This window comes from Thermomonas fusca DSM 15424 (assembly GCF_000423885.1).
GTDB classification, from domain to species: Bacteria; Pseudomonadota; Gammaproteobacteria; order Xanthomonadales; family Xanthomonadaceae; genus Thermomonas; species Thermomonas fusca.
The window spans coordinates 40,446-53,878 of the sequence record NZ_AUIV01000013.1 but is presented as its reverse complement, the minus strand read 5'-3'; the positions used below and the strand labels follow the sequence as shown (position 1 = coordinate 53,878).

The 13,433-nt window shown below is 69.8% G+C and carries 12 protein-coding genes and 1 pseudogene; all 13 read left to right on the top strand.

Annotated features, from left to right (window positions below; translation table 11 throughout):
* Nucleotides 1–10 precede the first annotated feature (10 nt).
* The 13 genes and pseudogenes from fliR to G582_RS15925 all read left to right on the top strand — a co-directional run bounded on the left by fliR (nucleotide 11) and on the right by G582_RS15925 (nucleotide 13,355).
* On the top strand, nucleotides 11–799 hold the full coding sequence (gene fliR, locus G582_RS0107570; RefSeq protein WP_028839319.1) for a flagellar biosynthetic protein FliR: 789 nt from the start codon (nucleotides 11–13) through the stop codon (nucleotides 797–799).
* Between the two features lie 6 nt (nucleotides 800–805).
* The gene (flhB, locus tag G582_RS0107565; RefSeq protein WP_028839318.1) at nucleotides 806–1,948 is read left to right on the top strand and encodes a flagellar biosynthesis protein FlhB; all 1,143 of its coding nucleotides are present in this window, start codon (nucleotides 806–808) and stop codon (nucleotides 1,946–1,948) included.
* 59 nt (nucleotides 1,949–2,007) lie between these two features.
* Nucleotides 2,008–4,035: a flagellar biosynthesis protein FlhA gene (gene flhA / locus G582_RS0107560; protein ID WP_425476541.1), complete on the top strand. Its 2,028-nt coding sequence runs from the start codon at nucleotides 2,008–2,010 to the stop codon at nucleotides 4,033–4,035.
* A 37-nt stretch (nucleotides 4,036–4,072) separates the two neighbouring features.
* Nucleotides 4,073–5,581 (top strand): flagellar biosynthesis GTPase FlhF, encoded by a 1,509-nt coding sequence (gene flhF, locus G582_RS15945; protein WP_083961062.1) that lies wholly within the window; start codon nucleotides 4,073–4,075, stop codon nucleotides 5,579–5,581.
* Nucleotides 5,568–6,425, top strand: coding sequence for a P-loop NTPase (locus G582_RS15940; protein WP_038053333.1), 858 nt, complete (start codon nucleotides 5,568–5,570; stop codon nucleotides 6,423–6,425). Before flhF ends, G582_RS15940 begins: the two co-directional genes overlap by 14 nt.
* Nucleotides 6,422–7,174 carry an RNA polymerase sigma factor FliA gene (locus G582_RS0107545; protein WP_425476540.1) on the top strand — a complete coding sequence of 251 codons (753 nt, stop codon included), beginning with the start codon at nucleotides 6,422–6,424 and terminating at the stop codon, nucleotides 7,172–7,174. Before G582_RS15940 ends, G582_RS0107545 begins: the two co-directional genes overlap by 4 nt.
* A 98-nt stretch (nucleotides 7,175–7,272) precedes the next feature.
* On the top strand, nucleotides 7,273–7,665 hold the full coding sequence (gene cheY / locus G582_RS0107540) for a chemotaxis response regulator CheY (protein ID WP_028839315.1): 393 nt from the start codon (nucleotides 7,273–7,275) through the stop codon (nucleotides 7,663–7,665).
* Nucleotides 7,662–8,279, top strand: coding sequence for a protein phosphatase CheZ (locus G582_RS0107535; protein WP_028839314.1), 618 nt, complete (start codon nucleotides 7,662–7,664; stop codon nucleotides 8,277–8,279). Before cheY ends, G582_RS0107535 begins: the two co-directional genes overlap by 4 nt.
* A 2-nt stretch (nucleotides 8,280–8,281) precedes the next feature.
* Nucleotides 8,282–10,048, top strand: a complete 1,767-nt coding sequence (locus tag G582_RS15935; RefSeq protein WP_051246977.1) for a chemotaxis protein CheA — start codon at nucleotides 8,282–8,284, stop codon at nucleotides 10,046–10,048.
* Nucleotides 10,049–10,057: 9 nt separating this feature from the next.
* Nucleotides 10,058–10,798: a flagellar motor protein gene (locus G582_RS0107525; protein ID WP_028839313.1), complete on the top strand. Its 741-nt coding sequence runs from the start codon at nucleotides 10,058–10,060 to the stop codon at nucleotides 10,796–10,798.
* A 12-nt stretch (nucleotides 10,799–10,810) separates the two neighbouring features.
* Nucleotides 10,811–11,633, top strand: a pseudogene (motD, locus tag G582_RS15930) (flagellar motor protein MotD); the annotation flags it as partial.
* An 88-nt stretch (nucleotides 11,634–11,721) separates the two neighbouring features.
* The gene (locus G582_RS0107515; protein ID WP_028839312.1) at nucleotides 11,722–12,486 is read left to right on the top strand and encodes a ParA family protein; all 765 of its coding nucleotides are present in this window, start codon (nucleotides 11,722–11,724) and stop codon (nucleotides 12,484–12,486) included.
* Complete coding sequence (locus G582_RS15925; RefSeq protein ID WP_051246975.1) at nucleotides 12,483–13,355, top strand: chemotaxis protein CheW; 873 nt, start codon at nucleotides 12,483–12,485, stop codon at nucleotides 13,353–13,355. Before G582_RS0107515 ends, G582_RS15925 begins: the two co-directional genes overlap by 4 nt.
* Nucleotides 13,356–13,433 lie beyond the last annotated feature (78 nt).

The window sequence follows — 13,433 nt, the reverse complement described above, 5'->3', positions numbered from 1 at the left end:
CGCCGCCGACATGGACGACGTCACCTTCATCAGCGCGCAGGGCGTGAACCTGTTCGCGATGCTGGGCACGGTGCTCTGGCACTCGATCCGGATCGGCGCGGCGCTGCAGGTGCTGCCCTTCGTCGGCGGCCAGGGCATGCCGGCGCGGGCGCGGCTGATCATCACCCTGGCGGTGTCGGCGGCGCTGTCCGGGATGCTGCCGGTGCCGCCGCCGGCGGCGGTGGACGCGCTGACCGCGTTGAACGTGCTGCGCGAGTTCGCCATCGGCATTTCCATCGGCATGGTGCTGCGGCTGGCGTTCGAGGTCGGCATCCTGGCCGGCCAGTTCATCTCGCAAGACATGGCGCTGTCGTTCGCGACCATGGCCGACCCCGCCAACCAGAGCCAGATGTCGGTGCTGTCGGTATGGTTCTACCTGTGCTTCGGCCTGATCTTCTTCACCCTGGACGCCCACCTGGTGCTGTTCCGGTTGCTGGCCAACAGTTACATGATGCAGCCCATAGGTGCGCCATTCGCCGATTTTTTCGCTTTTTTGTCGGTGGTTCCCGACTTTTTCACCACCGTCCTGCGCGCCGCCGTGCTGCTGTCGCTGCCGGTCACGGTGGCGATGCTGGCGGTCAACATCGTGGTGGGCGTGCTGTCCCGCGCCGCGCCGCAGTTCAATCCCATCCAGATCGGCATGCCGCTGGCGCTGCTGGTCGGCCTGACCCTGCTGGTGGTGCTGGTACGCGAATTGCTTCCCCCCGTTGAGGCGTTGTTCGGGCAGGCATTCGAGGCCGCCCGCGCCATCACGGGTTGAGTTGGAATGAGTGAATCGGCGGACCGCGAGGACCGGACAGAAGCCCCCAGCCCCAAACGCCTGCGCGAAGCCCGCGAGCGCGGCGACGTGCCGCGTTCGCGCGAGTTGGCCAACGTGGCGGTGCTGGGTGCCACCGCGGTCGCGATCCTGGCCAGCAGCGGCTACATGGCGCGCACCGCGCTGGGCTGGATGCAGGGCGCACTGAGTTTCGACCCGACGCTGGTTGGCCACCCCGACCGCCTGGCCAAACACGCTGCCCTGCTGGTCGCCGGCGCCACGCTGCCGGTGCTGCCGCTGCTGGCGGTGGCGCTGCTGGCCTGCTTCATCGCGCCGTTGGCGATGGGCGGTATCGTGTTCAGCAACCAGGCGCTGCAGCCCAATTTCGAGCGTCTCAGCCCGATGGCGTGGCTGCGCCGCACCTACGGCCAGGAAGGCGCGGCCGAGCTGGTCCGGCAGATCCTGCGCATCCTGATCATCGGCGCCATTGGCGCGTGGGCGGTGCATCGCGCGCTGCGCTTCATCCCGCAGCTGCAGAAGATGCCGCTGGAAGCGGCGGTGTCCGAGGGCATGGGCTTCATGCTGCACGTGCTGGTGGCGGTGGTCGGCGCGATGGGCCTGCTGGCCGCGGCCGACGTGCCCTACCAGCACTGGAACTGGCGGCAGAAGCTGAAGATGACCAAGCAGGAGCTGCGCGACGAACACAAGGAAAACGAGGGCAACCCGGAGGTCAAGGGCAAGGTCCGCCAGCTGGCCCGGCAGATGTCGCAGCGGCGGATGATGGAAGCGGTGCCCGAGGCCGACGTGATCGTCACCAACCCCACCCACTACGCGGTGGCGCTGAAGTACGAGGCCGGCAGGATGCGCGCGCCCAAGGTGGTGGCGATGGGGGTGGACGAGATCGCGCTGAAGATCCGCGAGATCGGCAATGCGCACCGGGTGGCGACGGTCGCGGCGCCGCCGTTGGCACGCGCCTTGTATCGGAACGCCAAGCTCGATCAGGAAATCCCCGTGCAGCTCTACGCCGCCGTCGCCCAGGTGCTCTCCTACGTGTTCCAGCTGCGCCGCTGGCACCCTTCGCACGGGCCGATGCCGCAGCTGGCCACGGTTGCCGTGGATCCGTCGCTGGATGACGGGAAGTCGCCGCGATGAGCGCCGCCCCCGACAACCGCGCGCAGGGCGCCAGCTCGCTGTCTTCGCTGCTGCAGTCGATGCGCAGCGGCGCCGCCGCGCCGGTGGTGGTGCTGGCGATGCTGTCGATGGTGGTGGTGCCGCTGCCGCCGTTCCTGCTCGACCTCCTGTTCACCGTCAACATCGCGATGTCGCTGATGGTGCTGTTGGCGGTCGTCTACGTGAAGCGCCCGCTGGAGTTCTCGGTATTCCCCAGCGTGCTGCTGATGGTCACCCTGCTGCGGCTGTCGCTGAACGTGGCCTCCACCCGCGTGGTGCTGCTGCACGGCCACCAGGGCGGCGCCGCGGCAGGCCACGTCATCGAATCGTTCGGCAACTTCGTGGTCGGCGGCAGCTATGCGGTCGGCATCGTGGTGTTCGCCATCCTCACCATCGTCAACTTCGTGGTGGTGACCAAGGGCTCCGGGCGCATCTCGGAAGTGTCGGCGCGCTTCATCCTCGACGCCCTGCCCGGCAAGCAGATGGCGATCGACGCCGACCTCAACGCCGGCCTGCTGACCCGCGAAGAAGCCAAGCTGCGCCGCGAGGAAGTGCGCAACGAAGCCGATTTCTACGGCTCCATGGACGGCGCCAGCAAGTTCGTCCGCGGCGACGCCATCGCCGGCCTGCTGATCCTGTTCATCAACCTGATCGGCGGCGTGCTGATCGGCATCCTGCAGCACGACATGGCCTTCGGCGATGCCATGCAGACCTACACCCTGCTGGCGATCGGCGACGGCCTGGTGGCGCAGCTGCCGGCGCTGCTGGTGTCCACCGCGGTGGCGATGCTGGTCACCCGTGCCACCCGCGAACAGGAAATGGGCGCGGCGGTCAGCGCGCAGGTGTTCGGCCAGCGCCGCGCGCTGGTGGTGGCGGCCGCGCTGATGGGCCTGATCGGGATCGTGCCGGGCATGCCCAACCTGCCGTTCCTGCTGTTCGCCGGCATCCTCGGCTATGGCGCCTGGCGGCTGAAGAAACACGAGGACGCCGAGGCGGCGCCCGCCGCTCCGGAATCGGTTGCGCCGGGCTCCAGCGCGGTGGCGGAACTGAGCTGGGACGAAGTGGCGCCGGTGGAGCCGCTGGGCCTGGAAGTGGGCTACAAGCTGATCGCGCTGGTCGACAAGGCACAGGGCGGCGAGCTGTTGACCCGGCTCAAGGGCGTGCGCCGCAAGCTGACCCAGGACCTGGGCTTCCTGATCCCGGCCGTGCATGTGCGCGACAACCTCGAACTGGCGGCCGGCCAGTACCGCGTCCTCGTCCACGGGGTGCCGGTGGCGGGCGGCGACCTGCACCCGGACCGGATGCTGGCGCTGGACCCGGGCCGGGTGTTCGGTCCGCTGGAAGGCATCCCCGGCAAGGACCCGGCCTTCGGGCTGGATGCCACCTGGATCCTGCCCAGCCAGCGCGCCCACGCCGAATCGCTGGGCTACACGGTGGTCGATGCCGGCACCGTGGTCGCCACCCACCTGTCGCATCTGGTGCGCGAACGCGCCGCCGAACTGCTGGGCCATGACGAAGTGCAGCAGCTGCTGGGCAGCGTCGGCAAGGCGTCGCCCAAGCTCGTCGAAGACCTGACGCCGAAGCTGCTGCCGCTGTCGGTGATCGTGCGGGTGCTGCAGTCGTTGCTGACCGAGAAGGTGCCGCTGCGGCAGATGCGCCGGATCGTGGAGGCGCTGCTGGAGCACGGCATCCACACCCAGGACCCGTCGGTGCTGACCGCCGCCGTGCGCACCGCGCTGGGCCCGTTCATCGTCCAGGAGCTCAACGGGATGGCGCCGGAGCTGCCGGTGTTCACCCTTGCCCCGCAATTGGAACGCATATTGCAGGACTCGGTCAGCGGCCAGGGCGCCGCGTTGGAACCCGGACTCGCCGAGCGGCTGCACCAGAACCTCAGCGAGTGCGTGGCCCGGCAGGAACAGCGCGGCGAACCCGCGATCCTGCTGGTCCCCGGCGGGATCCGCGCGGCGATCTCGCGGCTGGTACGCCACAGCGTGCCGCAGCTTTCGGTGCTGGCCTACGGCGAAGTGCCTGAAGACAAGCGGTTGCGGTTGCTGGGGGCGGTTGGCTGAGCTTGGCACTCCACAGACTGGATAGCGGATCGACACCATGAGAATCAAACGCTTCATCGCCCCAGACATGCGCACCGCACTGCGCATGGTGCGCGACGAACAGGGCCCCGACGCGGTGATCCTGTCCAGCCGCCAGGCCGCCGAAGGCGGCGTGGAAGTGGTGGCCGCCACCGATTACGACGAAGCGCTGGTGCAGCAGACCCTGCGTACCATGAACGTGCCCACGCTTGCCGCCGAAGCGCCGGCCCGCACCCCGCCGGCCCGCGCGGTGTTCCGGATCGACGGCGTGGAAGTGGCGGCGCTGGAAAAAGCCGCGCCACCGGAACGCCAGAGCAGCCGGCTGGAACAGATGATGGCCGCGTTCAAGCCCGCCCGCGCGCCGGCTGCCGCCGCGACCAGCCCGGCGCGGGCGCTGCCCGAACCCGCCGCTGCCGCGAAGGCGCCGCGCATCGACGTGCGCATCGACGACGAGCAGACCGACCAGCCCGTCGATTTCGCCCAGGCCCTGCGTCGCGCCACCGCCCCGCCGGCACCGGCCGAGGTGGCGAACGTGCCGATCCAGGCGCCCGTCGCCACCCCCGCACCGCAGGCGCCGGCAACCATCGATGCCTCCCCGACCCTGCGAGTGATCGAAACCGATCCCGCGGTGTCCGCGCTTCGCGCCGAACTGGCGGCGATGCGCAAGGTGATCGAGCGCGAGATGGGCCAGTTCGCCAGCGAACGCCTGCGCGGTTCGCCCGCCCGCGCCGCCGCGCTGGACGCGCTGGCCGCATTCGGATGCGACGATTCGCTGGCGCAGCGGATCGCCCAGCGCCTGGACCCGACCCTGCCGACCGAAGCCATCCTCGCCCCGCTGCGCGAAGCGCTGGCTGCGGAGCTGCCGGTTGCCGCCGAAGAACTGCTGGAGCGCGGCGGCATCGTCGCCCTGCTCGGCCCCACCGGCGCCGGCAAGACCACCACGATTGCCAAACTGGCCGCCCGCTACGCGGCGCGCCACGGCACCCGCGACGTGGCCCTGGTCAGTGCCGACAATGAACGCGCCGGCGCCCGCGAACAGCTGCATGTGCTGGGCCGCCGGCTGGGCGTGACCGTCTGCGATGCCGACGGCCCGGAAGCCCTCGCCCACGCGCTGGAGCAATTGGCGGACTATCCGCTGGTGCTGGTCGATACCGCCGGCTACGGCCTGCGCGACCGCGCCCTGCTGCGGCAGATCCTGTGGGTGCGTGCCGCCAGCAACGTGCGCAGCCTGTTGGTGCTGCCGGCGAACGCGCACCCGGCCGACCTCGGCGAACTGCTGCGCCGCTACCGCCCGGCGGCGCCGGAAGCGGTGATCCTGACCAAGCTGGACGAAAGCATCCGCCCGGGTGCGGCACTCTCGGTACTGGTGCAGCATAATCTGCCTATGGCCTACACCACGTCGGGCCAACGGGTACCCGAGGACATCGAGCTGGCCGACGCGGAACAACTGGCCAGCACCCTGGACTTCCCGCGCCGCGACAGCGCCGCCAGCCCCCACCAAGACGAAGGCCGCCATGCATCCGCTTGAGTCCCACCGCCCCGCGAACGCCAATGCCGCGCCCCGCGTGATCGCCGTGACCGGTGGCAAGGGCGGCGTGGGCAAGACCACCACCTCGATCAACCTCGCCATGGCGCTGGTCAATGCCGGCCAGCGCACCATGCTGCTGGATACCGACCTGGGGCTGGCCAATGTCGACGTGATGCTGGGCCTGTCGCCGCGCTTCACCCTGGCCGACGTGTTCGCCGGCCGCTGCGAGCTGCGCGACACCGTGATCGAAGGCCCGCGCGGCCTGATGGTGGTGCCGGCCGCCTCCGGCAAGCGCCACATGACCGAGCTGCTGCCGCAGCAGCACGTCGGCCTGGTCAACGCCTTCTCACACCTGGACATCCCGCTGGACGTGATGATCGTGGACACGCCCGCCGGCATCAGCGACGGCGTGCTGACCTTCTGCCAGGCCGCGCAGGACGTGATCCTGGTGGTCTGCGACGAGCCCGCCTCGGTCACCGACGCCTACGCGCTCATCAAGGTGCTCAGCCGCGACCGCGGCGTGAACCGCATCCAGGTGCTGGCCAACCAGGTGCCCAACGTCAACGAGGGGCGCGCGGTGTTCGACAAGCTGGAGCGGGTGACCTCGCGCTTCCTCGACGTCACCCTGTCCTACCTCGGCGCCATCCCGCGCGACGAATGGCTGCGGCTGGCGGTGCAGCGGCAGGAATCGGTGGTCGATGCCTTCCCCACCGCGCCCGCATCGCTGGCGTTCCGCGATATCGCCCGCAAGATCGGCCAGTGGCAGGCCCCGCAAGGTCCGCGTGGCCACGTTGAATTCTTCACCGAGCGCCTGGTCGCCGCCCAGGGGAGCGCCTGTGCATGATGAATACCGGGGCCGCCCAGTACCGCGCCCAGCAGACCGGTGACGCTGCCGCCATCGTCGCGCGCCACGCCGAACTGGTGCGCCGGATCGCCCACCACCTGGCGGCGCGGCTGCCCTCCAGCGTCGACATCGACGACCTGATCCAGGCCGGCATGATCGGCCTCATCGAAGCGGCGCGGAACTTCCAGTCCGACCAGGGCGCCACCTTCGAAACCTATGCGTCCATCCGCATCCGCGGCTCGATGATCGACGCGATCCGCGCCGGCGACTGGGTGCCGCGCTCGGTCCACCGCCGCTATCGCAACGTGGTTGCCGCCACCCGCAACGTGGAACAGCGCGAAGGCCGCGCCGCCACCTCGCAGGAAATTGCCGAGGCGCTGGAGATGAGCGTCGACGACTACCACCACGTGCTGCAGGACGCCGCGCGCGGCCAGCTGCTGAGCCTGGACGAATACGCCGAGGAGCACGATGGCGAGCCGCGGCTGGAACAGCAGGACAACATCACCCCCGCCCGCCGCTTCGAGCAGGGCGCGTTCCGCACCGCCCTCGGCGATGCCATCGAAAACCTGCCCGAGCGCGAACAGCTGGTGCTGTCGCTGTACTACGAGCAGGAACTGAACCTGCGCGAAATCGGCGCGGTGCTCAACGTCAGCGAATCGCGGGTCTGCCAGATCCACGGCCAGGCGATGCTGCGGCTGCGCTCGCGGCTGACCGACTGGCGCAGCGAAGTCGACGCCGAAACGGCCTGAGGCGGTGCGTCCCGGGCTGCATCCCCGGCGTGGATGCGGCACCATCAAGATTCCCGGTCGCCGACCGTTACCGTTACCGAATATCCACAGGATCCACTATGGACAAGGGCATCCGCATCCTCATCGTCGACGATTTCTCGACCATGCGCCGCATCGTCAAGAACCTGCTCAACGACCTGGGTTTCACCAATACCGCCGAGGCCGACGACGGCACCACCGCGCTGGTCGAACTGCAGAAGACCAAGTTCGACTTCGTCGTGACCGACTGGAACATGCCCGGCATGGCCGGCATCGACCTGTTGAAGGCGATCCGCGCCGATGAATCGCTGGCCAAGATCCCGGTGCTGATGGTCACCGCCGAGGCCAAGCGCGAACAGATCATCGAAGCGGCGCAGGCCGGCGTGAACGGCTACATCATCAAGCCGTTCACCGCCGCCACGCTGGAAGACAAGCTGGCCAAGATCTTCGAACGGATGGAGAAAGCCGCATGAGCCTGCCGCTGCGACCGCCGTCCGTGCCCGCCGGCGACGCCCAGGTCATCGAGCGCCTGCACGGCGCCATGGCAGCGCTGGAACAAGGCGATGCCGCCGCCTGGAAGCACCATCTGGATTCCCTGCTGGAATGGCGCCGCCAGCCGGTGGTGGAAAGCCTGGTCAAGCTGGCGCGCGAACTGGACGACCTGGAACGCGCCATCGACGTGCGAATCCCTGCCGCCGCCAAGGCGTCCGCCGGCGGCCTGCCGGACGCCTGCAGCCGGCTGGAGCACGTGGTCAAGATGACCGAGGAAGCCAGCATGCGCACCCTCGATCTGGCCGACGAGTGCCGCACCCTGCTCGGCACCATCGGCGCCGAACACGAGGCCACCGTCGATGCGATCCGTTCGCGGCTGTCATCGATGGTCGAGGCGCAGAGCTTCCAGGACCTCACCGGCCAGATCATCCAGCGGGTGATCCAGCTGATCCGCTCGCTGCAGTCCGGCCTGGGCGACATCCAGGCGCTGCATGGCGAGGACAGCAGGGGCAACGGCCCGGCGGTTTCCGGCGTCGACGCGCCGGCGGCCACCCAGGACGAGGCCAACGACCTGCTGGCCGATCTCGGGATCTGACCATGTCGGCGGACGGCTACGACGCCCGCGCGGACTTCCTGGTCGAAGCGCGCGAAATCCTCGATCGCCTCGGCGAGCAGGTCGTGGCGCTGGAGCAGCAGCCCGGCGACCGCGCCACGCTGGACGCCGTGTTCCGCGGTTTCCACACCATCAAGGGCGGCGCGGGCTTCCTCGACCTGCCGCCGATGGTGCATCTGTGCCACGCCTTCGAGGACCGCATCGACGCCGCCCGCAGCGGCACCTGCGAACTCGACGCCGCCGCCTTCGACGGCGCCCAGCGCGCGGTGGACATCCTGCTGGACATGCTCGACGGGCTGTGCCGCGGCGAGGAGCTGGACGAAGTCGATCCCGCTCTGCTGCAGCAGGTGCGGGGCGCCGACGCAGCGGCCGCGCCGGTGGCCGAAGCGGCGTTCGACATGCCGGACGACCTCGACGACCTCGACTTCGACGCCCTGCTGGACAGCCTGCACGGCGAGGGCGCCATCCCCGGCGCCGCGCCGCCGCCACCGCCGAAACCGGCACCGGCGCCCAAACCGGCGCCGGCCAAACCTGCGGCGACGGAAAAACCCGCGCTAGCACCCGCCGAGGCCGAACACACCGTCCGCGTCGACGTGCGCCGGCTGGACGCGCTGGTCAACCTGGTCGGCGAACTGGTGCTGGCGCGCAACCGGCTGAAGACGCTGCGGCCGGATCTGCACGACGAACATCTCGACCGCGCGGTGACTGCGCTCGATACCGTCACCGCGCGCCTGCAGGGCGCGGTGATGTCGGCGCGCATGCAGCCGGTCAGCCGGGTGTTCACCCGTTTCCCCAAGCTCGCCCGCGACGTCGCGCGCCAGCTCGACAAGCAGGTGGAGCTGGTGGTCGAAGGCGGCGACACCGAGCTCGACCGCAATCTGGTTGAAGCACTGGCCGACCCGCTGGTGCACCTGGTGCGCAACGCCATCGACCATGGCATCGAAATGCCCGCGGTACGCCACGCAGTCGGCAAGCCGGAGCAGGGGCGCGTGCGCCTGGCCGCGCAGCAGGAAGGCGACCACGTCGCCATCGAGGTCAGCGACGACGGTGCCGGCATCGACGCCGAGACGATCCGCCGCAGCGCCATCCGCAAGGGCCTGATCGACAGCGAAAGCGCCGGCCGGCTGTCGGAGGACGAGTGCCTTTCGCTGCTGTTCCTGCCGGGTTTCTCCACCCGTACCGAGGTCTCGGACCTGTCCGGGCGCGGGGTCGGCATGGACGTGGTGCAGTCCAAGATCCGCGAGCTGTCCGGCCAGGTGCAGATCCAGTCGGAGCTCGGCCGCGGCTCGCGCTTCATCATTCGCGTGCCGCTGACTCTGGCCATCCTGCCCACCCTGCTGGTGGAACTGGATGACGACGTCTATGCGCTGCCGCTGGTGCGGGTGATCGAAGTGGTCACCCATGACGACAGCCAGGTGATGTGGATGGACGGGCAGAAGATCCTCGACCTGCGCGAACGTCCGCTGCCGGTGCTGTCGCTGCGCGAGTGGCTGGGCAAGGGCAAGGGCGTGACCGATGCCACCCGCGGGGTGGTGCTGCAGGCCGGCGAACAGCGCTTCTGCATGCTGGTGGACCATGTGCTGGGCCGCGAGGAAGTGGTCATCAAGGCGCTGCCGCGCAGCCTGCGCGGACTGCCCGGTTACGCCGGTGCCAGCCTGGTCGGCGACGGCCGCATGGCGTTGATCCTGGATGTGGACGCACTGCTCGAATCCGCGCAGCGCGGCTCAAGCGCCACCGCGCGCAGCCGTTAGCGTGGACATATGGATATCCTCAGTGTCATCGGCGCGATCCTCGGACTGGTCGCCCTTGTAGGCGGCAGCATCCTCAAGGGCGCGGGCCTGTCCGGCCTGTGGTCGCCCGCCGCCTTCATGATCGTCATCGTCGGCACCATCGCCGCGATCCTGCTGCAGACCCCCATGCACACCTTCCGGCGCGCGCTGGGCATCGTGCGCTGGGTGTTCTTCCCGCCGCCGCAGGACCATGCCGGCCTGATCGCGCGGATGGTGGAATGGAGCACCATCTCGCGCAAGCAGGGCCTGCTGGCGCTGGAGCCGGTACTCGACCAGCTGGCCGATCCGTTCCTGCGCAAGGGCCTGCAAATGGTGGTGGACGGGGTGGAGCCGGAAACCATGCGGCAGATGCTGGAGATCGAGGCTCAGGCGCAGCAGCACCGCGACACCGCCGCCGCCAAGGTGTTCGAGGGCATGGGCATCTATTCGCCGACCATGGGCATCATCGGCGCGGTGCTGGGCCTGATGGCGGTGATGAAGAACCTCAGCGACCCCAGCAAGCTCGGTCACGGCATCGCCGCTGCGTTCACCGCCACCATCTACGGCATCGGCGCGGCCAACCTGATGTTCCTGCCGATGTGTTCCAAGCTCAAGGGCGTGATCCATCGCCAGCAGGTCGAGCGTGAAATGCTGATCGAAGGCCTGATCGCGATCGCCGAAGGCGAGAACCCGCGCAACCTCGAAAGCCGCCTCAACGGCTTCCTGCACTGAGGGGCCGCAGCCATGGCCCGCCGCCCCAGCCACCAACACGAAGATCACCTCAACCACGAAGCGTGGGCGATCCCGTATGCCGACCTGCTCACCCTGCTGCTGGCGTTCTTCGTGGTGATGTACGCGATCTCCTCGCTCAACGAGGGCAAGTACCGGGTTGTGGCGGACTCCCTCTCCGCCGCGTTCGGCGGCCCGCCGCGTTCGATCAAGCCGGTCCAGGTTGGCCAGGTGCAGCTGCGCGGCGGCGACTTCGACCATCCTTCGGTGATCGACACCGGCGCGCGCCGCGGCCCGGCCCAGCCCAGCCGCGTCGAGGTTCCGATGCCGGTCAGCCGGCGCGAACAGCAGAACCAGCCGCAGGCCGCCGCCAATGCCCAGGCCAGCCAGGCGCAGCTGCAGGCGCTGGGCGACGAGATCGAAAAGGCCCTGTCCGGCCTGGTCGCCAGCGGCCTGGTACGGGTGCGCCGCGGCGCGAACTTCCTGGCGGTGGAAATCCAGAGCGACCTGCTGTTCGCCAGCGGCGTCGCCACCCCCAGCGCCGCCGCGCTGGGCACCATCCGCCAGCTTGCCGGCGTGCTGCGCAAGGCGCCGAACGCAGTGCGGGTGGAAGGCTATACCGACAACCAGCCGATCCGCACCGCGCAGTTCCGCTCAAACTGGGACCTGTCGGCGGAACGCGCCACCAATGTGGTCTACGAGCTGATCGATTCCGGCATTGCGCCAGAGCGGCTGGCGTCGATGGGCTATGGCGAATACCAGCCGATCGCCGACAATGGCACCGTGGCCGGCCGCAGCGCCAACCGGCGGGTGGAACTGGTGATCCTTGCCAGTTCGCGCGGGGTCGACAGCGTGATGGAAGGCCTGGACATGCGCGGCGCGGCCCAGCCCGCCGGCGCCGCGGCCGCAATCGGGAGCAAGCAGTGATGCGCGTGTGGGCGATCGCCAACCAGAAAGGCGGGGTAGGCAAGACCACCAGCACGCTGTGCCTGGGGCGCAGCCTGGCCGATGCCGGCAACCGCGTGCTGCTGGTGGACCTTGATCCGCACGGCTCGCTGACCCGTGCCTTCGGCGTGCCCACCGAGCCGCCGCCGGTGGGCACCTACGAGCTGTTCAACGACAAGAATATTTCCGAGGTCGCCCGGCCCAGCGGCTACCCGGGCATCGACCTGGTCGCCGCGCAGCCAGCCATGGCCACGCTGGAACGGCGCAGCGCCACCCAGCCCGGCCTCGGCCTTGCGCTGGGACGTGCGCTGCAGGCCGAACCCGACGGCCACGACTACGCCCTGCTGGACTGTCCGCCCACCCTCGGCCTGCTGCTGGTCAACGCGCTGGCCGCCTGCGACCGCCTGATCGTGCCCACCCAGACCGATCCACTGGCGCTGCACGGCCTGGCCGGCATGCTGCACACCGCGGCGATGGTGGAACGTTCGCGCGCGCGCCCGCTGCTGCGGCAGATCCTGCCCACCCTGTTCGACAAGCGCACGCGCACCGGCCAGCAGACCCTGGAACAGCTACAGTCGCACCCCGGTGCCGGCGCCTGTCCGCACCCGATCCCGGTCGACACGCGCCTGCGCGACGCCGACGCGTTGGGCAGCCGCGAACACATGTACGGGCGCGGCCTGATCGCCTACGAACACGCCATGCAATGGCTGCTGGACACCGCCCCCGCCGAACAGGAGGCCGCATGAGCGCGCAGGCAACCATCCTGGCCAGCCAGCAGGACGACGGCGCGATGGTCGATGCCTACGTCGACTCGCTGCTGGCGATGCCGCTGTCGCCGCCATCGCCCGCGGTCGAAGCACCCACCGCGCTGGCCGAACCGGAACCTGAAGTATTGCCGGCGTCGGACGCCGGGTGCGCGGACGCACCGCAACGCCCCGTCGCGATGGAAGCCGAGGCCGCCATCGACGTCGATGCGCTGCCCGAAGCCGATGCGCGCGATCTTCCCGAGCCGGACGTCGACGCCTGGCCAGACGACGACGTGGTGTTCGATTGCGTGCAGCCGTCGCCCGCCGTCGCCGCGATCTCCGCCGGCCCCGAGGCGGCATCGCAGCCCCTGCAGCAGGCCATCCCCGCCGCGCGTGCGCCAACGCCCATGCCACCGATGGCCGAGCCCGAGGAGGACCGGGTGGCGGTCGCCGCGCCGGTCGGCCAGCGCTGGCTGCGGGTGGCGGTGGGCGACGACCGCTATGCGGTCGAGCTGCTGCGGGTGCAGGAAGTGGTGCGGCTGGCGCCGGTGATCGCGGTGCGCGGCGCGGTGCCGTCGCTGCTGGGGGTCATGAACCTGCGCGGCCGGGTGGTGCCGGTGCATGACCTTGGCCGCTGGCTGCGCCGCAGGCCGGTCGAGCCCGACGAACGCGCCCGCATCGTGGTGCTGGAACACCAGGACGAGCTGGTGGGCCTGATGGTGACCGCGGTCACCGACGTGGTCACCCTCGACACCCCGCAGATCGAGCCGCCGCCTCCCGGCGTGCGCGACCGCATCGGCATGGGCATCGCACGCACGCCGGGCGCACCGCCCACCGTGCTGCTGGATGCACGCGTGGTGTTCGACTGAGGCCGGGCAGTGCAAACTGTGCACTGACGCGCAGTTCGTTCCGCCCCCCTCAAGTCGCGGCGCGCCGCGCCGTTAAAC

Bases quoted from the DNA above. Each gene is read 5' to 3' on its own strand.
- G582_RS0107515 (WP_028839312.1), top strand. From the start codon at position 11,722: ATGCGCGTGTGGGCGATCGCCAACCAGAAAGGCGGGGTAGGCAAGACC.
- flhA (WP_425476541.1), top strand. From the start codon at position 2,008: ATGCGCAGCGGCGCCGCCGCGCCGGTGGTGGTGCTGGCGATGCTGTCG.
- flhF (WP_083961062.1), top strand. From the start codon at position 4,073: ATGAGAATCAAACGCTTCATCGCCCCAGACATGCGCACCGCACTGCGC.
- G582_RS15940 (WP_038053333.1), top strand. From the start codon at position 5,568: ATGCATCCGCTTGAGTCCCACCGCCCCGCGAACGCCAATGCCGCGCCC.
- cheY (WP_028839315.1), top strand. From the start codon at position 7,273: ATGGACAAGGGCATCCGCATCCTCATCGTCGACGATTTCTCGACCATG.
- G582_RS0107545 (WP_425476540.1), top strand. From the start codon at position 6,422: ATGATGAATACCGGGGCCGCCCAGTACCGCGCCCAGCAGACCGGTGAC.
- flhB (WP_028839318.1), top strand. From the start codon at position 806: ATGAGTGAATCGGCGGACCGCGAGGACCGGACAGAAGCCCCCAGCCCC.
- fliR (WP_028839319.1), top strand. From the start codon at position 11: ATGGACGACGTCACCTTCATCAGCGCGCAGGGCGTGAACCTGTTCGCG.
- G582_RS15935 (WP_051246977.1), top strand. From the start codon at position 8,282: ATGTCGGCGGACGGCTACGACGCCCGCGCGGACTTCCTGGTCGAAGCG.
- G582_RS0107525 (WP_028839313.1), top strand. From the start codon at position 10,058: ATGGATATCCTCAGTGTCATCGGCGCGATCCTCGGACTGGTCGCCCTT.
- G582_RS0107535 (WP_028839314.1), top strand. From the start codon at position 7,662: ATGAGCCTGCCGCTGCGACCGCCGTCCGTGCCCGCCGGCGACGCCCAG.
- G582_RS15925 (WP_051246975.1), top strand. From the start codon at position 12,483: ATGAGCGCGCAGGCAACCATCCTGGCCAGCCAGCAGGACGACGGCGCG.